Annotated in this window: 14 protein-coding genes; 4 read left to right on the top strand and 10 right to left on the bottom strand. The window is 70.7% G+C overall.

The genetic code is table 11. The annotated features are described in order from the left end of the window. The 9 genes from VE172_RS10070 to VE172_RS10030 form a co-directional block, all read right to left on the bottom strand. The coding region (locus tag VE172_RS10070; RefSeq protein WP_324800678.1) for a hypothetical protein at positions 1-268 on the bottom strand (268 nt) is incomplete at its 3' end. A 76-nt stretch (positions 269-344) separates the two neighbouring features. Further along, positions 345-1679, bottom strand: a complete 1335-nt coding sequence (ccrA, locus tag VE172_RS10065; RefSeq protein WP_324800676.1) for a crotonyl-CoA carboxylase/reductase — start codon at positions 1677-1679, stop codon at positions 345-347. Beyond that, positions 1676-3370, bottom strand: a complete 1695-nt coding sequence (locus tag VE172_RS10060) for an acyl-CoA dehydrogenase family protein (protein WP_324800674.1) — start codon at positions 3368-3370, stop codon at positions 1676-1678. Before VE172_RS10060 ends, ccrA begins: the two co-directional genes overlap by 4 nt. Then, positions 3367-4137: a thioesterase II family protein gene (locus VE172_RS10055; RefSeq protein ID WP_324800672.1), complete on the bottom strand. Its 771-nt coding sequence runs from the start codon at positions 4135-4137 to the stop codon at positions 3367-3369. The genes VE172_RS10060 and VE172_RS10055 overlap by 4 nt, the downstream gene beginning before the upstream one ends. Continuing rightward, positions 4134-5423 (bottom strand): MFS transporter, encoded by a 1290-nt coding sequence (locus tag VE172_RS10050; protein ID WP_324800670.1) that lies wholly within the window; start codon positions 5421-5423, stop codon positions 4134-4136. The genes VE172_RS10055 and VE172_RS10050 overlap by 4 nt, the downstream gene beginning before the upstream one ends. After that, the gene (locus tag VE172_RS10045) at positions 5420-5623 is read right to left on the bottom strand and encodes an MbtH family protein (protein ID WP_324800667.1); all 204 of its coding nucleotides are present in this window, start codon (positions 5621-5623) and stop codon (positions 5420-5422) included. The genes VE172_RS10050 and VE172_RS10045 overlap by 4 nt, the downstream gene beginning before the upstream one ends. A gap of 1 nt (position 5624) precedes the next feature. Beyond that, entirely contained in the window at positions 5625-8534 is a 2910-nt protein-coding gene (locus tag VE172_RS10040; RefSeq protein ID WP_324800665.1) for a type I polyketide synthase, read from the bottom strand. Further along, positions 8531-13546 (bottom strand): non-ribosomal peptide synthetase, encoded by a 5016-nt coding sequence (locus tag VE172_RS10035; RefSeq protein ID WP_324800662.1) that lies wholly within the window; start codon positions 13544-13546, stop codon positions 8531-8533. The genes VE172_RS10040 and VE172_RS10035 overlap by 4 nt, the downstream gene beginning before the upstream one ends. Before the next feature lie 173 nt (positions 13547-13719). Beyond that, complete coding sequence (locus tag VE172_RS10030; RefSeq protein WP_349258323.1) at positions 13720-14454, bottom strand: oxidoreductase; 735 nt, start codon at positions 14452-14454, stop codon at positions 13720-13722. Between the two features lie 191 nt (positions 14455-14645). Here VE172_RS10030 and acs point away from each other — a divergent pair, with 191 nt between their 5' ends. Beyond that, a complete protein-coding gene (gene acs, locus VE172_RS10025; protein WP_324800656.1) occupies positions 14646-16616 on the top strand; it encodes an acetate--CoA ligase in 1971 nt (656 codons plus the stop codon). A 54-nt stretch (positions 16617-16670) separates the two neighbouring features. Here the strand turns inward: acs and VE172_RS10020 are convergent, their stop codons facing one another. Beyond that, positions 16671-17228 (bottom strand): hypothetical protein, encoded by a 558-nt coding sequence (locus tag VE172_RS10020; protein WP_324800653.1) that lies wholly within the window; start codon positions 17226-17228, stop codon positions 16671-16673. Between the two features lie 180 nt (positions 17229-17408). On the opposite strand from VE172_RS10020, the gene VE172_RS10015 reads away from it, so the two are divergent. The 3 genes from VE172_RS10015 to VE172_RS10005 all read left to right on the top strand — a co-directional run. Next, positions 17409-18623 carry a hypothetical protein gene (locus VE172_RS10015; RefSeq protein ID WP_324800650.1) on the top strand — a complete coding sequence of 405 codons (1215 nt, stop codon included), beginning with the start codon at positions 17409-17411 and terminating at the stop codon, positions 18621-18623. A 92-nt stretch (positions 18624-18715) separates the two neighbouring features. Beyond that, positions 18716-19117: a hypothetical protein gene (locus VE172_RS10010; protein WP_324800647.1), complete on the top strand. Its 402-nt coding sequence runs from the start codon at positions 18716-18718 to the stop codon at positions 19115-19117. Positions 19118-19122: 5 nt separating this feature from the next. Further along, on the top strand, positions 19123-19770 hold a 648-nt coding region (locus VE172_RS10005; protein WP_324800644.1), incomplete at its 3' end, for a hypothetical protein.

Here is a 19770-nt window from a genome sequence, read left to right as displayed (position 1 = left end):
CGGTCGCGCTGTCGCGCAACCCCTCCAGGCCGCCCGCGCCGAGCTCGCGCGCGGCGATCCGGTCGCCGGCGCGGCGGTAGCCGGCCAGTACGCCGGTGACGGCGGCGGACACGGCGCGCGCCAGGCTGTCGGGCGTGTGGCCGTCGAGGCTGCCCGGTTTCAGCCGGACCCGCAGCCCGGCGGCCTGGCTCAGGGTCGCGCGCACCGTCTTGTCCCGCGACTGGGCACGCGCGGTGACGATTGACAGCTCGGCGGAGGAGACGGGCACTCCATGATCCTTTCGGACGCACTGGGCATAGATTGTGCCCGCTGCCGCCCCGGGGATCCAACTCGCGCTCGAAACTTCAACGCCGGAAGCGGTCGATGGCGGCCCGGTGCGTCCGCCGCAGTTCCGTGTCTCGGACGCCCAGCCCCTCGCGGGGGGCCAGGCACAGCACCCCGACCTTGCCGTGGTGCCGGTTGGCGTGCACGTCGTGGACGGCCTGGCCGGCGTCGTCCAGCCGGTAGGTCTGGGACAGGGTGGGGTGGATTCTGCCCTTGGCGATGAGCCGGTTGGCCCTCCATGCCTCGGCGTAGTTGGCGAAGTGCGAGCCGATGATGCGCTTCAGATTCATCCACAGATATCGATTGTCGAATTCGTGGAGGTATCCGGTGGTGGAGGCGCAGGTGACGATGGTGCCGCCCCGCTTCGCCACGAAGGTCGAGGCGCCGAACGTCTCGCGGCCGGGGTGTTCGAAGACGATGTCGACGTCCTCGCCGCCGGTGAGCTCGCGGATCCGGCGCCCGAAACGCTTCCACTCGCCCGGGTCCTGGGTGTGCGGGTCCGACCAGAAGCGAAAGCCCTCGGCACCGCGGTCGATCACCGTCTCGGCGCCCATCCGCCTGCACAGCTCGGCCTTGTCGGGCGACGACACGACGCACACCGGGTTCGCGCCGCCGGCCAGCGCGTACTGGACGGCGTACGACCCGAGGCCGCCCGAGGCGCCCCAGATCAACACGTTGTCGCCCTGGGTCATGTTGGCGCCGTTGGTGGACACGAGTTGCCGGTAGGCGGTGGAGTTGACGAGCCCGGAGCACGCCGACTCCTCCCAGGTGAGGTGTTCGGGTTTCGGCAGCAGCTGATTGGACTTGACCAGGGCGATCTCGCCGAAGCCGCCGAAGTTGGTCTCGTAGCCCCAGATGCGCTGCTCGGGGTCGAGCATCGTGTCGCCGTGCCCCTCGGGCGCCTCGAGTTCCACCGACAGGCAGTGCGCCACGACCCGATCGCCCGGCTTGTAGGCGTTGACGCCGACGCCGGTCCGCAGCACCACGCCGGACAGGTCCGATCCGACGACGTGGTACGGCAGGTCGTGGCGCGCCGCCAGCGCCGACAGGCGCCCGTATCGCCTCAGGAACGCGAACGTCGGCACCGGTTCGAAGATCGAACTCCACACGGTGTTGTAGTTGACGGCGCTGGCCATCACCGCGACCAGGGCCTCGCCGGGCCCCAGCTCGGGAACGGCGACGTCGTCGACGTGCAGGGACTTGCGGGGGTCCTTGTCCGCGCTGTCCATGCCGGCGAACATGTCGGCCTCGTCGGCGTGCAGGGTGACGGCCCGGTACGACTCGGGCAGCGGAAGCGCCGCGATGTCGGCGGGACCGGCGTGCGGGCTCGTGACGGCGTCGAGAATGGACTTCACTTCGGGCTCCTGGAGGGCGCGTGTCGGTCGAGCAGGTCGGCGACGACCCGGTCCTGTCCCTGCGGCGTGCTCGCGTCGAGCCGGCACCACAGGTCGTCGACGCGCCGCCGGGCGTGGACGCAGTAGACGTCGGCCAGGTCCGCGGCCACGCCGCCGGACTGGTGGCCGCGGGCCAGGGCGATCGCCATGGTGGTCAGTTCCGAGCCGATCTGGTTCATCGTTATCGGGATCTGCTCGTGCCGGTGCAGGTCGGCGGGGTCGGGGTGGCGCCGGACGAACTTTTCGGCCCGCGACGCGTATTCGCGCGCCAGCCGCGCGATGGCGTCGGCGTGGTCCCGGTTGGGCCCCACGAATTCCGGGGTCGGCGGCGCGACGCCGTCGCGGCGGGAGACTTCCCCGGCGGCCATCGCGTAGTGGTGTGCGAAGACGCCCGCGCGCCCCGCCGCGTAGTCGACGAGGAAGTCGACGCCCCCGGACACCCGCAGCACGCGGGCGTTGCGCTGGAAGCGTTCCACGGGTTCGGCGTGGGGCGCGTTTCTGCGTTTCTTGCTGGCGGCCGATTCGGTGCCCTCGGCGCCCATCAGGGACACCGTCTGGTCGGTGACGCGCCAGCAGGTCATCGACGTGAGGTTCTTGGCGGCGCGCTGCTCGAGCATCGTGTCGGCGCGTTCGGCGCCGTGGATGCACCAGGCGATCAGGCTCTCCAGCGCGAAGGCGTCGGCGGCGCCCGAGGCCAGCAGCTGGCGGGCGTGGTCGTATTCGGCCAGCGGGACACCGTCGATGTGTTTGCGCGCGGCGAATCGCGTCGCCCACCGTACACAGTGCTTGGTGATCGACAGGGAGGACGAACCGATGATGAACATCCGGGCCTGGTTCATGGTGCCCGTCAGCTCCGGCACGGACCGCCAGCCGTCGGCGGCGTCGCCCAGCACGTGTTCGCGCGGCACCCGGACGTCGCGCAGCCGGATCATTCCGTTGGGCAGACCGCGATAGCCGATGAAGTCGTGGCGGGGGCCCACCTCGACCCCCGGGGTGTCGGTGGTCAGGAAGAACAACGCCACCCGCGGGTCGCCGTTGTCCAGGATGGTCGCGGACACGTCAATGATCCGGGCGCCCGGGCTGTTGACGATGTATGCCTTCTCGCCGTTGACGAGATATGCCGCGCCGTCGTCGACGGGTGTGGCGGTGGTGGCGCGCAGGCGGTTCGCCGCGCCGAACAGTTCGGTGTCGGCCCCGGCGCCGATGCCGCGGGGGATGTTGGCGGCGATGAACTCGCGCAGCGGCCCCGGAGGCAGGATCGGCAGGTAGCTTCCGGCGCCGAGCATGTTGCTGGGCGCCATGGTGAGGCTCAACGTCGGGGACCAGTCGGCGGCGGCCTCCAGGACCCGGAACGTGTTCGCGCGCGACAGCCCGCGACCGCCCTCCTCGGGCCCCGGACGCATGTTCAGCAGGCCCCGCTCCGCCAGGGTCTCCAGGAGCCCGTCGGGCAGGTTGCCGTCGGTCTCCACGTCGTCGGGATCGCCGTAGCGCTTGAGGATGCCGTCGAGTTCGGCGATGACCGCGTCCCCCTGTCGGGCGTCGCTTTGGGACTGCCGTGGAAAGTCCCGCAGCAGGTCCCAGCGGACCCGCCCGTCGAACAGGCCGGTCATCAGGCTGGGGAGGGGCGGCGCGTGGCCGGGCGTGGTGGTCATCGGGTCGCTCCCGGGGTCGAAGGGACGTCGGGCGGGATCGAGCCGATCAGCCGCAGCACGGCGGCCCGCTCGTCTCGCAGGTAGAAGTGGCCGCCGGGCAGCAGGTGCACCCCGAAACCGGCGCGGGTGTGGCCGCGCCATCCGGCCAGCTCGGGGGCCCCGATGTCGTCGTCGAGTCCGCCGAGGATCATCATCGGGACGTCCAGCGGCTCGCGTTCGACGAATCGGTATGTCTCGAATACCTCGTAGTCGGCGCGGTGGCCGGCGATCACCAGCCCCAGGTACTCGGGATCGGAGGCGAGCTCGTCGGCGAGGGCGCCGTATCCCTCCAGCACCAAGGGTTCCAGCCGGGCGTCGTCCATCTTGTGCAGCGGCTCGCGTTCCTGGAGGCGGGTGAGGTGCGGGGCCGGGTACGCCGACGCCGCCACGTGCACGGGGGATGGACGCCCCTGCGCCCGCAGCGCGTGCGCCGTCTCGTAGGCGATCAGGGCCCCCAGGCTGTGCCCGAACAGGGCGAAGGGCGGTCGGAACTCGACCTCTCCCAGCAGCCGCGCGATCAGGTCGTCCATGCGGCGCGAGGCGGGTGCCGCCGCCCGGTGTCCCCGCCCGGGGAGCTGCACCCCCCACACCTCGACATCGGACAGTCCCTCGTCCCAACGCGCGTACTCGCCCGCGGATCCTCCACTGTGGGGAAAACAGTAGAGCCGCAGCCGCGCGCCGGGCCGGGGTTGCCGGTTGACCAGCCAGGGGGTCTTCGGCGGCGTCATGATTCAACCTCGTTCGTCGCGGGCTCGGTGGGCATCACACGCACCCGGTGCATCGACGCCATCACAAGGGGCACACAGGAAAGCGCGCTGCCGATGCCGGCCACCAGCAGCGTGGGGCGGATCCCGATGGCGTCGCCGAGCAGGCCACCGGCCGCCGTTCCGATCGGCAGGGTGCCCCAGATGAGGAATCGCATGGTGGCGTGCATCCGCCCCTGGAACTCGTCGGGCGTGACGGTCTGGCGGAGACTGAGCTGGTTGACGTTGAACACCGAGATGGCGAAGCCGCACACGCCCAGACAGACGGCCAGTGAAGCCATGGCGGTGCTCGGGGTGGCCAGCGCCAACACCACGACGGCCAGGCCCGGCAGGGCCGAGGACACGACCAGCACCGGCCCGAATCCCCAGCGCCGCACCAGGTGTCGGCTGCTGGCCGCGCCGACGACCGCGCCGATGTTCGCCAGCCCCATGGCCAGGCCGAACATCCCGGGCGTCAGCCGCAGCTCGTGGATGGTGAAGATCACGAGCACCGCCGCGACCATGCCGAACAGGTCGAACAGGTTCGCCACGGACGTGGACACCGCGATCGGGCGCAGGTGCCGGTGCCCGAGCACGTAGCGCAGCCCCTGTGTCATGCGCGCCAACAGGTTCGCGTCCGCCTCGGCGCCGGATCGGACCGGTGGCTCGCGATGTTTGATGCGCGACAGGAACAGCGCCGAGCCGAGGTACCCGATCGCTCCGATCAGGACGGTTATGGGGCCCGTCAGCAGCTGCACCAAACCGCCGGTTCCCGCCGGCCCCGCCAGCTGGGCGGTCGACTGCGAGGCCGACAGCTTGGCGTTGGCGTCGGTGAGCTGCCCGCGCGCCACCAGGGACGGCAGGTAGGACTGCCCCGCCACGTCGTTGAACACCGTGAACACCCCGGCGGCGAACACGATCGGGTAGAGGACGGCCAACGTCAACGCGTCGTTGAGGTAGAGCACCGGGACCGTCGACAGGATGAGGCACCGCGCCACATCGGCGGTGATCATGATGGGCCGTCGGCGCAGGCGATCCACCCACACCCCGGCCGGGAGTCCGATGAGGAGGAACGGGGCGTATCCGGCCGCGGTGAGCAGGCCGACCTGGGTGGGACCGGCGTCCAGCAGCAGCACGGCGGTCAGCGGCAGGGCGAGTAGCAGGAACTGGGAGGTGAACAGGCTGATGGTCTGCGCGATCCACAGCTTCATGAAGTCGCGGTGCCTCCACAGGCCCCGCCCGGCGTCGCCCACGTCGGCCGCGGTGGTCATCGATCCCGATCCGCGCCGGATCGCACCGGACGCATGTCCGTCCACAGTTCGGTGATCTCCGCGAGGCACTCGGCCTTGAACGCGGTGAGTCCCGCCACCGACCAGCCCAGCGGGGTCTCACGGTCGGCGGGCCAGATCGCGTACTGCCCGGAAATGTTGCGCACCACGGTGTATCGCCGCTCGTCGTCGTCTTCGAACATGTCAATCGCTCCTTGGGTTTGCGGGGTCGTCGGCCGTGGCCCGGTCGATGAACGCGGCCAGGTCGGCGACCGTGGGATTGGCGAACACCGCGCGCACCGAGACGCGGGTGTCGAACCGCTCGTGGATCCAGGCGGTGAGTTGGGTCGCCAGCAGCGAATCGCCGCCCATGGCGAAGAAGTCGTGCCGACGGCCCACCTCGGGTACGCCGAGGATCTTGTGGAAGGCCGCCGCCACCGTCGCCTCGGTCGCGCCGGCGGGCGCCTCGACGTGGGCGACCTCCGGGCGTTCCCGGCCGATGGTGTCGATGGAGATGGGGACGTCCGCCCCGGGTTCCACCCGGAAGCGCATCCGCTCGAAGGGATAGGCGGGTAGCGGGATTCGGCGGCGCCGGGCACCGGAGTGCATCGCGGCCCAGTCGATGTCGTGGCCCGACGTCCACAGTTGCCCCACGGCGTCCACGAGGCTCGGCAGGTCGGGTCCCGCCTCGGCGGGGTGTGACAGGCTGGCCGCGGCGACGTGGCCGTCGCGAAAGTCCGGGTGCCGACGCACCAGCGTGCTCAGGGTGCGACCGGGTCCGGCCTCGACGATGGTGTGGTCGTCGTGCTTGAGAATCGTCGCCACGGTGTCGCCGAACCGCACCGTGCCGCGCAGGTGCGCCGCCCAGTACGCGGGGTCTCGCGCCCGGTCGGGTTCGAGCAGTTGGCCGGTGTGGTCGGAGAAGATCGGCATGCCCGGTTCCCGCATGGGCACGGTCTCCACGAAGCGGGCGAACTCGTCGACGATCGGGTCCACCAGCCGGGAGTGGCCGGCGGCGGGGATCCGCAGCCGGCGGACGTCCACGCCGGACTCGCGGAGCCGGACGGCGAAGCGATCGACGTCGGCGCGGGCACCCGACACGACGCATTGCCGGGGGGCGTTGACGGCCGCGATCGACAGGCCCTCGTCGAGCAGCTCGGCGACCCGGGCCTCGGGCAGCGGCACCGCGACCATGCCGCCTTCGGGCAGGCCCCCGATGAGGCGGGCGCGGGTGGCCACGACGGCCACGGCGTCGTCCAGGGTGAACACCCCCGCGACGTGCGCGGCGGCGAACGCGCCGAGGCTGTGGCCCGCGACCGAATCGGGCGTCACCCCCCAGTGCGTCCACAGTCGATGAAGCGCGATCTCGACGGCGAAGATCGCCGCGTGCCCGATCGGCAAGGGCGCCAATGCTTCGGCGTCCTCGGGGCCGTCGTACAGCACCCGGCGCAGGTCGACACCAACGCGGGGAGCGAACAGCCCGGCGCACTCGTCGAACGCGGCCCGGTACACGGGCTCGGTCTCGTAGAGGTCGCGGGCCATGCCGATCCGCTGGCCGCCCTGCCCGGGGAAGAGCATGGTCACGCACCGCCCGGCGTCGCCGGTGGCCTCGACCGCGTCCCCTGGGTGCTCCAACATGGACGCCAATGGGCCCACGTCGGCGGCCACGACGTGGCAGCGGAAATCGTGGGCCCGGCGCCCCACCTGGGTCGTCCAGGCCAGGTCCGCCAGGTCGGTGTCGGGATGCCGCCGCAGCCGCGCCGACAGCCGCGAGCGCGCCCGGGCCAGCGCGGATCGCGAACGAGCGGACAACACCACCAGCTGCCACATACGGCCCGGGTCGGTCGGTGCCTCGTCCGGGGGCTCCTCCAGGATGACGTGCGCATTGGTGCCGCCCAGGCCCAGGGAGTTCACGGCGGCGCGTCGCGGGGTGCCGTCGGCATCCCAGGGCCGCGACGCGGTGTTGACCCGAAACGGCGACTTCGCGAAGTCGATGTTGGGGTTGGGTGTGGTGAAGTGCAGGCTCGGCGGCAGGTGGCGATGGCGCAGCGCCAGGACGGCCTTGATGAACCCCGTCACGCCCGCGGCGGCGTCGGTGTGGCCGATGTTCGTCTTGACCGAACCGATCCAGCACACGTCCTCGCGGGCGGTGCCGTAGGCGTTGGTCAGCGCGGCGATCTCGATGGGGTCCCCCAGGGGGGTGCCCGTGCCGTGCGCCTCGACGTATCCGATGCTGTCGGGCTCCAGGTCCGCGACCTCCAGGGCGGTGCGCATCACCTCGGCCTGTCCGTCCACACTGGGCGCGGTGAAGCCGATCTTGAGGTTCCCGTCGTTGTTGACGGCGGTCGCCAGCACGACGGCGTGAACGGTGTCGCCGTCGGCGATGGCGTCGTCGAGCCGTTTCAGGACAACGATTCCCACGGCGTTGCCGCTGATCGTCCCGTCGGCGGCGGCGTCGAACGCGCGGCAGTGGCCGTCGGCGGCCAGCACGCCGTCGGGGGTGTATTCGCCCGGGTAGGTGGGAATGTGGACGCTCGCGCCGCCGGCCAGCGCGATGTCGCATTCGCCCGCCAGCAGGGCCTGCGCGGCCTGGTGCACGGCGACCAGCGACGTGGAGCAGGCGGTCTGCACGGTGACCGCCGGTCCCCGCAGGCCGAGCTTGTAGGCGGCGCGGGTGGTCAGGAAGTCGATGCCCGTGGCCAGCCGCAGCTGAAAGTCGCTGAAGCCTCCGATGTGGTCTCGATGCGCACGCAGGGTGTCCAGGTATGCCGTCTGGCTGCTGCCCGCGTACACGCCGATCGGCCCGGGAAAGCGCGACGGGTCCTGTCCGGCGTGCTCCAGGGCCTCGACGGCGCACTCCATGAACAACCGGTGCTGCGGGTCGATGATCAGCGCCTCGGCGGGCGCGTAACCGAAGTAGCCCGCGTCGAAGCAGTCGGCGTCGTCGAGCACCCCGGCGGCGGGCTGGTGCGTCGCCGCCTCGGGCACCGGTAGTGGGCGGATCGACTCCACGCCCCGGGACAGGTTCTCCCAGAACTCCTCCAGGCCCGCTGCCCCCGGGAATCGGCCCGCCATCCCGATGACGGCCAGTCTCGACTCGTCGGCGTCGTTCATTCACTGTCCCTTCGAAAGGAGCGTCGACGACCGCGGTTGAGGCGGGCCGCGCCGACGCGGCGGGCGGGCGCGCCGCTCGCGGCCGTCGCCCGGGTGTCCGCCTCGGACAGATGCGTGGCCAGCGCGCGAATCGTGGTGTGCTGGAACAGCGCCACCATGGGCAGTTCCCTGCCCAGCTCGGTCGTGATGCGGTGGTGGACGTGGCCCAGCAGCAGCGAATGCCCGCCCAGGTCGAAGAAGTTGTCGCCGACGCCCACGTCCTCGACGTTCAGGACCTCGCGCCACAGGCGGGCGAGTTCGCGTTCCAGGTCGCCGGCGGGCGACGACGCGCCGCCCGGGGCGGCCTGGCGACTCGGCGCGGGCAGCCGCGCGGCGTCCACCTTGCCGTTTCGATTGAGCGGCAACGCGTCCAGCCACACGAACGCCTGCGGGATCATGTAGCCGGGCAGCCGCGGAGCCAGACGCTCCCGCAACTGTGGGGCGTCCGGGCGCGGGCCGTCGGCCGACACCAGGTAGCCGACCAGCCAGTCACCGCCGCCGTCCCGCGGTCGCAGGGCGATGTGGGCGCTGCCGGCCCCGCAGTGGGCCCGCAGGGCGGCCTCGATCTCGGCGGGCTCGATGCGGTGTCCGCGGACCTTGATCTGCGAGTCGTTGCGCCCCAGGAACTCCAGCCGACCATCGGGCAGATGCCGCACCAGGTCCCCGGTGCGGTACATCCGGCGCCCCTCGGCGGCCGAGAACGGGTCGGGCACGAAACGGTCGGCGGTCAGGTCGGGCCGACCCAGGTACCGCAGCGCGACGCCGCGGCCCCCCAGGTACAGCTCGCCCGTGACGCCGGGGGGAACCGGATTCAGCTCCGCGTCGAGCACGTAACAGGCCGCGCCGTTGATCGGCCGCCCGATGGACGGCGCCGCCGCCCCGTCGGGACGCACCGTGCCGCTGGTCGCGGTCACGGTCGCCTCGGTCGGCCCGTACGCGTTCACCACCGCGAACGGCACCGTCCCGGGTGGACGCTTGGTGAGCCGATCGCCGCCGGTCAACATGAAACGCAGCGGGGTCTCGGCGCCCCAGGGCAGCTCCAGCAGCGACTCCACCAGCGCCACGGGCAGATCGGTGACGGTGATTTCCTGTTCGCCCAACCAATCCCGCAGCCTCGGCGGCGACAGGCGCACATCGTCGGCGGGGACGGCGAGACAGGCGCCGGCGGCCAGCGCCGGCCAGATCTCGCCGACCGACACGTCGAACGCGGGCGACGCCACCATGGACACCCGATCGGACGGCGACAACCCGAAACGCTCGCGGTGCCACTCGGCGAGGTTCGCCAGGGAGGCGTGGCCCACCACAACGCCCTTGGGTCGCCCCGTCGACCCCGACGTGTAGATCACGTACGCGGGATCATCGGTCGCCACCGCGACGCCGGCCGGCGGTGCCGCGCCGGACGGTCCGTCCGCGTTCACCACGTCGACCGTGGACGGGAGCCCGGCGGCCCACCGCGGAGTGGTCACCACCGTCGACACGGGGGCGTCGTCGCACTGGAACGCGACGCGTTCGGGCGGCGAGTCCACGTCGATCGGCAGGAACGCCGCGCCCGCCAGCATGACGCCGAGCTGCGCGATCGGCAGCCGGGCGCAGCGCGGCAACAGCACGCCGACCACGTCGCCGGGGCCGATTCCCTTGTCCCGCAGGGTCCGCGCCAGCGCCGCCGCGCGGCCCGCGAGGTCGCCGTAGGTGAGGATCGAGCCGTCGGCGGCCACGGCGGGGGAGTCGGGGCGTCGGGCGGCGTGGGCGAGCACCTGGTGGTGCACCGCGATCGGACGAGAGTCGGCGGGCGGGTTCCATTCGGTGAGGACCCGGTGTCGCTCGCTCGGCGACAACAGCGGCAGCGACCCGATCGGGGTGTCGGGCGCGGCGATCGCGGCCTGAAGGAGCTGGACGTAGCGGTCGGCCATCCGCCGCATCGTGGTCTCGTCGTACAGCTCGGTGTTGTACTCCCACATCATGGTGATGCGCTCGTCGGTGCGGGCCGCGTCGCGGGTCTGGCTTTCGGCGCGGGGCAGGACGACCACGTCTATGTCCATCTTGGCCGATCCGTTGCCGCGTTCGAAGACGGTGCCGCTGGCGGCCCCGAAGTCCAGGTCGGGCAGTGCGGAATCGTGGGCGCTGAACATAATCTGGGTCAACGGTTGCCCCGAGATGTCCCGGCCGGGATTGAGCGCCCGCACCAGTTCGGGGAAGGGGAACTCCTGGTACGCGGCGGCCTCGGCGAGCCCCTCGGCCGACTGCCGCACCAGCTCGTCGAACCTCATGTCCGCGGAAACCCGCTGCCGCAACGGAACGGGGTTCACGAACATCCCGATCATCGCCTGGGCGCCGGGGATGCGCCGATTCGCGAAGGCCGAGGCGACGCACAGGTCCTCCACCGAGGTGTAGCGGTGCAGCAGGGCGTTGAACGCGGCGAACATCGTCGAGAACAGCGTCACCCGCTGGCCGCGGCAGAAGTCGCGCACCAGCGGCGGCAGGGCCGCGGGCAGCTCGAACCGCAGGGTATTGCCGCGGTTGGCGGAGACCACGGGCCGCGGGTGGTCGGGACGCACCGTCAGCGGTTCGCCGAGGCCGTCCAGCCGCCGTCGCCAGAAGTCCAGCTGTTCCGACAGCTTGCCGCCCTCGGCGAGGTCGTCGTGTTGCCACGTCGCGAAGTCGGCGTACTGGGCGGGGAGTTCGGGCAGGACCTCGGCGGTGCCGCCGAGGTGGGCGGCGTACAGGGTCTTGAGTTCCCGCATCATCAGCGTGAACGACCACCCATCGTGGACCATGTGATGCTCCACCAGGACCAGCTCGTGTTCGTCGGGCGCGAGCCGGATCGACGTCCACCGCTGCATCGGCAGGCAGCCGAGGTCGAAACGGCGGCTCATCTCCGCGGCGACGAGCTCCTCGCCGCGCGCCGCGCGCGTCTCGGGCGGCAGGCCCGTCAGGTCGACCCGGCGGACCCGAACGGGCTCGGGCGGGTGAACGACCTGCCAACGCCCGGAGTCGTCCTCGCGGTAAGTCGTTCGCAGGATCGCGTGCCGCCTGGTGAGCTCGGTCACGGCCGCGTCCAGCGCGTCCAGATCCAGTTCGCCGACCATGCGGATGGTCGTCTGCGACTGGTAGGCGATGCTGTCCGGGTTCAGCTTGCCCAGGAACCACACCTGCTCCTGCTGGCGGGACAGGGGCGCCCGCGTCTTGCCGCCCGCCCTGAGCACGGGCAGGGTCGGCGACGCGCCGCGGCGCCGTTCCACCAGCTCCGCCAGCCGCTCCACCGTGGTCGTCGACAGCACCTCGGCGACGGTGATCTCCACGCCCTCACCGTCCTGGATCCGCGCGGCGATGATGGTGGCCGTCAGCGAATGCCCGCCGACGTCGAACAGGTCATCGGTGACGCCGACGCGATCCACCCGCAGCACATCCCGCCAGATCCGCGCGAGCCGCGACTCCAGCGCGGTGCGGGGTTCCTGGTAGTCGTCGCCGGTTTGCCGTTCCCCGAGGTCCACCTCGCGCAGGCGCTGCCGGTCGACCTTCCCGTTGGGCGACAAGGGGAGGGCGTCAACGACGACGAAGACGCTCGGCACCATGTATTCGGGCAGGTCGCCGCGCAGGCGCTCGCGCAGCGCCTTGACCGTCGGGATCCGGTGCGGGTCGCGCGGGACGATGTGCGCGACGAGACGCGACCCGCCGTCGCCGGGGTGGGCCAGGGCCTGCACGTACGCGTGCGCGAGGTCGGGGTGCGCCAGCAGCGCGGCGGCGACCTCGGCCGGTTCCACCCGGTGGCCGCGCACCTGCGTCTGGGTGTCGTTGCGGTCGAGGAACTCCAGCTTTCCGTCCGCGCGCCGCCGGACCAGATCGCCGGTGCGGTAGAGCCGCCGCCCGCCCTGTGTCGAGAATGGATCGGGGACGAAGCGATCGGCGGTCAGATCCGGGCGGTTGATGTATCCCCGGGCCAGACCCACGCCGCCGACGTAGAACTCTCCGGGCTCGCCGTCGGGCACGGGGCGCAGCTCTTCGTCCAGGATGTAGTGGACGACCCCGGGCAGCGGATGCCCGATCGAGGGGAGCCCGGAGCCCCGCCCGGAGGGAGTCACCACACCCGCGGTCACCGCGACCGTCGCCTCCGAGGGGCCGTAGCCGTTGATCAATGTGTACGGCGTCGCCGCCGCCGGGCGCCGAACGAGCCGGTCGCCGCCGGTGTGCATGACGCGCAGCGACGCGCCGGGCCTCCACTCCAGGTCCGACAGGGCGTCCGCCAGCGGTGTCGGCATGGACGCCACGGTGATCGCGTTGTCGCACAACCAATCGCGCAATCGCGGTGGGTTCAGCCGAACCGTCTCGTCGACGACGTGGAGGCTCGCGCCGCTCGCCAGGCCCGGCCAGATCTCGACGGTCACCGCGTCGAATCCGATCGACGCGATCATGCTGAGCCGATCGTGCTCGGTGATGCCCGATTCGACGCGATACCAACCGATCAGGTCCTCGAACGCGGCGTGACCGACCATGACGCCCTTGGGAGATCCCGTCGAGCCCGAGGTGAACACGACGTACGCCAGGTCGTCGGGACCGATCGTGACGGGCCGCGCGACGTCCGTCCGCGACAGCACCGTCGCGGAGTCGAGCAGGATCCTTTCCACGGACGCCGACGCGGCGAGCGCCGGGTTCGCGCCGTGGACGGTGTTCGTGAGGACGCGCGACGCCCCGGAAATCGACAGCATCCGCGCGAGCCGCCGCGGCGGCTGCGCCACGTCCATGGCCATGTACGCCGCACCGGCCTTCAGCACCCCGACCAACGCCACCACCAGCTCGGCGGACCGCGGCAGCATCACGCCCACAACGGAGTCGGCGCCGACCCCGCTGTCGCGCAGCGCGCCGCACACCTGCTCGGCGCGCTCGTCCAGTTGCCGGTAGGTCAGTCGCCCGTCGAAGGACTCAACGGCGAGCGCGTCGGGCGTCGACCTCACCCGCCGGCCGAATCGCGACAGCACGTTCCCGGTCGGATCGAAATTCCACAAACTCGGCCCCTAGTGGTATGAAAACCGTTGCAGCACAAGGGACCTTAAGAAGATTCGACAAGGTCCCGCGCCAATGCTGGGTTTCGTATCTCAAGGGAATCTGGAATAGATCCAAAATGGCTGCTCAGGGGCGGGCGTTCAGCGGTTCAGACGGTGTTGCAGACCCGGGAGCTCTCGTCGGCGCCGGCCTCCAGGGCCATGCCGTAGTGCTTCAGCCACGCCCGCAGGCCGTCGGGGGTGCCGGTGGCGAAGGAGTGGCAGCCGCCGGTGTACTCGGGGCCGCGCCGCAGGTGGCCGCAGTCGATCGCGATGAGCAGCAAGGGATCCAGGCCGCGCGACGCCAGGGTGAGGCGGGCGGCGGCGCGGGCCACGACGCCGCCGGCGACCGGGAAGGGCCGCAGGGCCAGCAGCTCGCCGTGCACCACCGCGGCCACCAGGGAAGCGGGCAGCTTGGACTCGCTGGTTATCAAGGCGCACAGGGTGTCCAGCCGGGAGTTGCCGGAGGCGTTGACGACCGGGCGGCCCAGGTCGTCGTCGGCGGCGAGGTCGCGGGCGGCCAGCAGATGCAGCCGGGCCAGCACCTGGCGGGGGGCGGTCGACCAGGTGGCGACGAGGTTCGGCAGCTCGGTGGCCACGCGCAGCGCGCCCTGCACCACGGGATCGGTGACGGTCCCCGCGCGCACCTCGTCCAGGGGATAGGCGGCCCCGTCCAATTCGGCCGACGCCACCGCGCAACGCAGAGAAACCTCGGCGGCGATCGCGGATCCCTTGTGGCGCAGGGCCTTATGCCACAGGGTACGGTCGACGGCGAAGCGGGCATTCTCCAAGGAGTCGGCGACTTCGGCGAGCTCCAGGAGGGGTGCAAGGGGATCGCTCACCAGCCGACCATACCGTCTAGACGGTTGGTGTCTGCATCGGCCGTTCGGCGCAAGGGGTGCGTGAAAGTGCGCGCGGGGCCCCATATCAAGCATCGGGGCGCATTTACGGCGGGGCCGTCGCGGGACTATGGTCGTGGCTAATTGACAGTTCCACGCAGGCGGGTGCCCGGCCTGGTCAGCACGAGGAGATGACAGTGAACGACTCCGCGAACAATTCACAGGAAACGCTAGCCAACCTGCTCACCGAGACGCGGCACTTCGACCCGCCGGTGGACATGGCGGCCAACGCCAATGTCAAGGCGGACGCGTATGAGCGGGCCGCGGCGGACCGGCTGGGTTTCTGGGCGGAGCAGGCCGAACGTCTGCATTGGACGAAGAAGTGGGACCGGGTGCTGGACTGGGACAACCCGCCCTTCGCCAAGTGGTTCACCGGCGGCGAGCTCAACGTCGCCTACAACTGCGTCGACCGGCACGTGGACGCCGGAAACGGCGACCGGGTGGCGATCCACTGGGAGGGCGAGCCGGGCGACACCCGCACCATCACCTACAACGACCTGAAGGACGAGGTTTCCCGGGCCGCCAACGCCCTCACCGGGCTCGGCATCGCGGCCGGCGACCGGGTGGCCATCTACATGCCGATGATCCCCGAGGCGGCCGTGGCGATGCTGGCCTGCGCCCGGATCGGCGCCACCCACTCAGTGGTGTTCGGCGGCTTCAGCGTCGACGCGCTGTCGGGCCGGATTCAGGACGCCGACGCCAAGCTGGTCATCACCGCCGATGGCGGGTACCGGCGCGGCAAGCCCAACGCCCTGAAGCCGGTGGTGGACGAGTCGGTGGCGCGCTGTCCGTCCGTCGAGAATGTCCTGGTGGTGCGGCGCACCGGCCAGGACGTCGAGTGGACCGACAAGGACCTGTGGTGGCACGAGGTTGTCGACGCCGCCTCGTCCGAGCACGAGCCGCGCTCCTTCGACGCCGAGCACCCGCTGTACATCCTGTACACCTCGGGCACCACCGCCAAGCCCAAGGGAATCCTGCACACCAGCGGCGGGTATCTCACCCAGTGCTCCTACACGGTCAACGCGGTCTTCGACCTGAAGCCCGAGACCGACGTGTTCTGGTGCAGCGCCGACATCGGCTGGGTCACCGGCCACTCCTACTTCGTGTACGGCCCGATGTCCAACGGCGCCACCCAGGTGATGTACGAGGGCACTCCCGACACTCCCCACAAGGGACGGTTCTGGGAGGTCATCCAGAAGTACGGCGTCACCATCTTCTACGGCGCCCCCACCGCGATCCGCACCTTCATGAAGTGGGGCGACGACATTCCCGCGGAATTCGACCTGTCCAGCCTCCGGCTGCTCGGATCGGTCGGCGAGCCGATCAACCCCGAGGCCTGGATGTGGTACCGCAAGACCATCGGCGGCGACCGCTGCCCCATCGTGGACACCTGGTGGCAGACCGAGACCGGGTCCCAGATGATCTCCCCGCTGCCGGGCGTCACCTCGACGGTGCCGGGCTCGGCCCAGCACCCGCTGCCGGGCATCGTCGCCGACGTGGTCGACGACGAGGGGAACTCGGTTCCCAACGGCGGCGGCGGTTACCTGGTGCTGCGCGAGCCGTGGCCGTCCATGCTGCGCACCATCTGGGGCGACGACAAGCGCTACGTCGACACGTACTGGTCCAAATTCGACAGCATGTACTTCGCCGGCGACGGCGCCAAGCGCGACGACGAGGGCAACATCTGGCTGCTGGGCCGCGTCGACGACGTGATGCTGGTGTCGGGCCACAACATCTCCACCACCGAGGTGGAGTCGGCCCTGGTGTCGCACCCGGCGGTGGCGGAGTCCGCCGTCGTGGGCGCCACCGACCCGGTGACCGGCCAGGCCATCGTGGCCTTCACGATCCTGCGCTCCGGCGTGGAGGGCGGCGACGCGCTGCTGGCCGAGCTGCGCGACCACGTGGGCAAGACCCTGGGTCCGATCGCCAAGCCGCGCCAGATCATGGTGGTGGCGGAGCTGCCCAAGACCCGCTCGGGCAAGATCATGCGCCGCCTGCTGCGCGACGTGGCCGAGCACCGCTCGCTGGGCGACGTCACGACGCTGCAGGATTCGTCCGTGATGGACCTGATCTCGCAGGGCATGAAGACGGGCAAGGGCGAGGACTGATCACGACGCACGCGACGCGGGCCCCGGGCGCTGTCCCGAGGCCCGCGTTCGTCGTTACGGGAGTCCGTCGGCGCGCAGCCGGCGTTTCGCCTCTCCCGTGGCCCGCTTCAGTTCCGCACGGAACCCTTCGGACAGTTGGTTGAGGACCGTGGAGATCTCGGTGGCGAGCCGTTCGCGGTGCGCGGCGTTGACCGCGGCGATCTTCAGCCGCAGGCCGCCGGTCACGCCCCAGCTGCCGCGCACCATGCGGCTCGCCGAGATCGCCGTGACGGACACCGATTCCTGGGCGTTTCGAATCCGCGCGCGCTCCGATTCGGGACGCGGCGGCCGCTTCGGCCGATGGGCGCGATAGGCGTCCAGCACCGTCCGCTCGGCCTGGCGCCGACCCCGTGAGGTGCCGTAGACGGCGTGCGTCACCTCCTCCGCCAGGTCCCTGGGATCCAGGTCCTGGAAGCCGTCGGCGCGAAGCTCCACACTGTACTTTCCTGCCTGGAGGGTGACCTTGGCGCGCCCGTCGGGGGAGGTGGCGGTGACGCGGCCGTCAGAGATCTCCGACAGCCTCTCGAGGGTCCGCATCGCGGTGGGCGGCTCGGCGGGTTGGTTCGAAGTCACGGTGCTCCTTTCACGGTTTCGGCCAGCGTGAGGGGTTTGCCGCGCCCTGCCATCGTCCGAACGGTCAGGTCGCGCCAAGCGTGTCCGAACGGTCTGACCAGGTCCTTTGCGGGAGCGAAGCGGCGAACCACGCGGTAACTTCCGTATGCCACCCGCGATCGAGAAACCGAGGAGCACCGCGTGAACGCCGTGATGGACAAGGCCTACGAGGTCCAGGAGGCCGCCGCCGCGGCGGCCCTCACGGAGATTGACGGTGACGGATACATCGATTGGGTCTTCGACAATCCGACCTATGTGTACGACTGGCCCGCCGACCCCTACGACAGCGAGGTCATCTCGGGGATTCCCGGCGCCTTCGCCTGGATCGGGTACCGCGACCCGTACGGGCTGCCCGGCAAGCAGGCCGCCGTCGACCGGGGCCGCACCGTGCTGGACGCCGCGCAGGAGTCGTTCTTCCGCCTCAAGGACCTGCTGCACGACGACACCAAGTTCGGCGGCTCCACGATCGACGCGTTCATCGACTACCTGGACGTCATCAACGGCGCCGCCCAGAACCAGGGCGCGCTCGCCGAGGAGCTGTCCAAGGCACTGGATTGCCTGCGGGGCCTGCTGAAGGCCGCCGAAAACGACGCCATCGACATCGCCGACAACACGATCAAGGCGCTCAACGCGATGGAGGCCGAGACCGACATCCCCAACAACGACCTGCTGTTCAGTGTGGTCGGGGCCTTGATCGGGGTGGTCGGCGCCGTGGCCACCGGCGGCGGCAGCCTCGCTTTGACCTTCGCCATCGTCAGCGGCGGCCTGTCGGTGGCGCAGAGCGCGGCCACCGACACCAGCGGCAACACCGACTACGACAACGTCTATTGGCTGCTGGAGTACTCGATGTACCCGGAGCTGCAATACCGACAGAAGAAGCTCGACGAACACGAGGACAAGATCGTGAAGGGACTGAATCGGGACCTCAAGGCCCTGGACGGCAAGGGTTCGCACGACATCCGCGACAGCCTGGACCCGAAGCCGGGCAGGCTGGTGAAGGGGCGCGGCGACTTCCACACCACCGGCGCCACCGCCGCCGACCTCAAGGAGCTCTACGGCCTGGCGACCAACCAGGTCCCCGCGCTGGCGAAGGACTTCTCCACGGCCACCAAGGACTTCAGCAAAGCCAACGACACCCAGCTCCTGGCGATGGGAGAGACCTCCGAACCGTGGGAGGCGCTGTTGGACCTGTTGCAGCGGATGTCGGCCTCCGCCAGCCGATCCCTCTATGACGGCGGCACCGTGCTGGCCGAGGCCGCGCAGGACTTCGCGGCCGACGACGGCGTCACCGCCAAGTGGGTCAAGGAGACGGGCAGGGAGATGTTCCACCGCGTTGACCCCGTGTTTCCTAACTAATCTGTTACGACCTGACCGTTCAGGGGAGGTGGGGCACCTCACTGCGAATAAGCTGGACGCATCCCCCGTTGTCGACAGGAAGATTCACATCGATGAATGACCGCATTCACGTCGATCGGCGCGCCTTGCGACAGTTCATCGACACGATGCACCAGACGGCGCGCGACATGGCCGCCGTCCGCGACGAGGCGACCCCGGCCTTCACCGGCAACTACCTCGACACCGGCATCGCGCGCTGGCAGGGCGGCGTCAAGGTCACCCTGGGGGCTGTCAACTACCCGCACCGGGGGCGCGAGGCCGGCGAGATCCTGGCCAGCCGCATCGTCAACACGGTGAACTACGTGATCAGCATCGAGGAGGGGAGCCGCGCCATGGCCGCCGCGGCCCAGGAGGTGCTGCACGCCCTGGACAGGCAGGACTCGATCGCCGCCGACGACCTCGGCGCGATCCTGCGTGACCGCGAGCTGCCGGGTCTGCCCGGGGTGGGGGCTTGAGTTCCATGAACGACGACCAATTCCGGGACCTCGGCCTGGACGACATCCTCGAGATCACCGCCAACGACGCCGCGCACGCCCCGGCCCTGCGCGAACAGGGCAAGGGCCTGAAGAAGCTGTCGGACCAGCTGGACGCCAGCGTCACCGCCGCCCTGGCCGCCCGCGCCGGGATCGAGGGCCGGTTCGAGGGCGCCTCCGGCCAGGAGCTGCACCACCGGGCGACCCGGCTGGTGGAGCGCGGCTCCCAGGGGCACGCGGCGCTGCGGGAACAGCCCGGCGTCTTCTTCGAGCTTTCGGACCAGGCCGAGGTGACGCACCAGCGCGTGCTGGAGCTGCGCGACGAGCGCGACGCGAAGCTGGCGCACGCGCCGCACGGCGACCACACCGAGATTCGCTCCACATACGACGAACATGCCCGGCAGTACATGCGCCAGACCACGGCCGGGTATGTGCGATCGCTGCGCCGCGCCGACTGGATGCGGGGATACACCGGCCCGCGGGTGCCCCGCGACGGCGAGTCCAACGGGCCCAAGGGCTTCGCCGAACACAACACCGCGGGGCCGTCGCTGAGCCACGTCGGTCCAACACTCCAGAGCGGGTCGGTGGGACTGGCGAACGGGTCGACACTGGCGGCGCCGACGCCGAGCCCGGCG

The organism is Stackebrandtia sp., assembly GCF_035643755.1.
GTDB lineage: Bacteria > Actinomycetota > Actinomycetes > Mycobacteriales > Micromonosporaceae > Stackebrandtia.
This window is presented reverse-complemented; position numbering and strand designations above follow the sequence as displayed.

Coding starts and splice junctions, on each gene's coding strand:
- VE172_RS10010 (WP_324800647.1), top strand. CDS start 18,716: ATGAATGACCGCATTCACGTCGATCGGCGCGCCTTGCGACAGTTCATC.
- VE172_RS10060 (WP_324800674.1), bottom strand. CDS start 3,370: ATGACCACCACGCCCGGCCACGCGCCGCCCCTCCCCAGCCTGATGACC.
- VE172_RS10055 (WP_324800672.1), bottom strand. CDS start 4,137: ATGACGCCGCCGAAGACCCCCTGGCTGGTCAACCGGCAACCCCGGCCC.
- VE172_RS10050 (WP_324800670.1), bottom strand. CDS start 5,423: ATGACCACCGCGGCCGACGTGGGCGACGCCGGGCGGGGCCTGTGGAGG.
- VE172_RS10040 (WP_324800665.1), bottom strand. CDS start 8,534: ATGAACGACGCCGACGAGTCGAGACTGGCCGTCATCGGGATGGCGGGC.
- VE172_RS10045 (WP_324800667.1), bottom strand. CDS start 5,623: ATGTTCGAAGACGACGACGAGCGGCGATACACCGTGGTGCGCAACATT.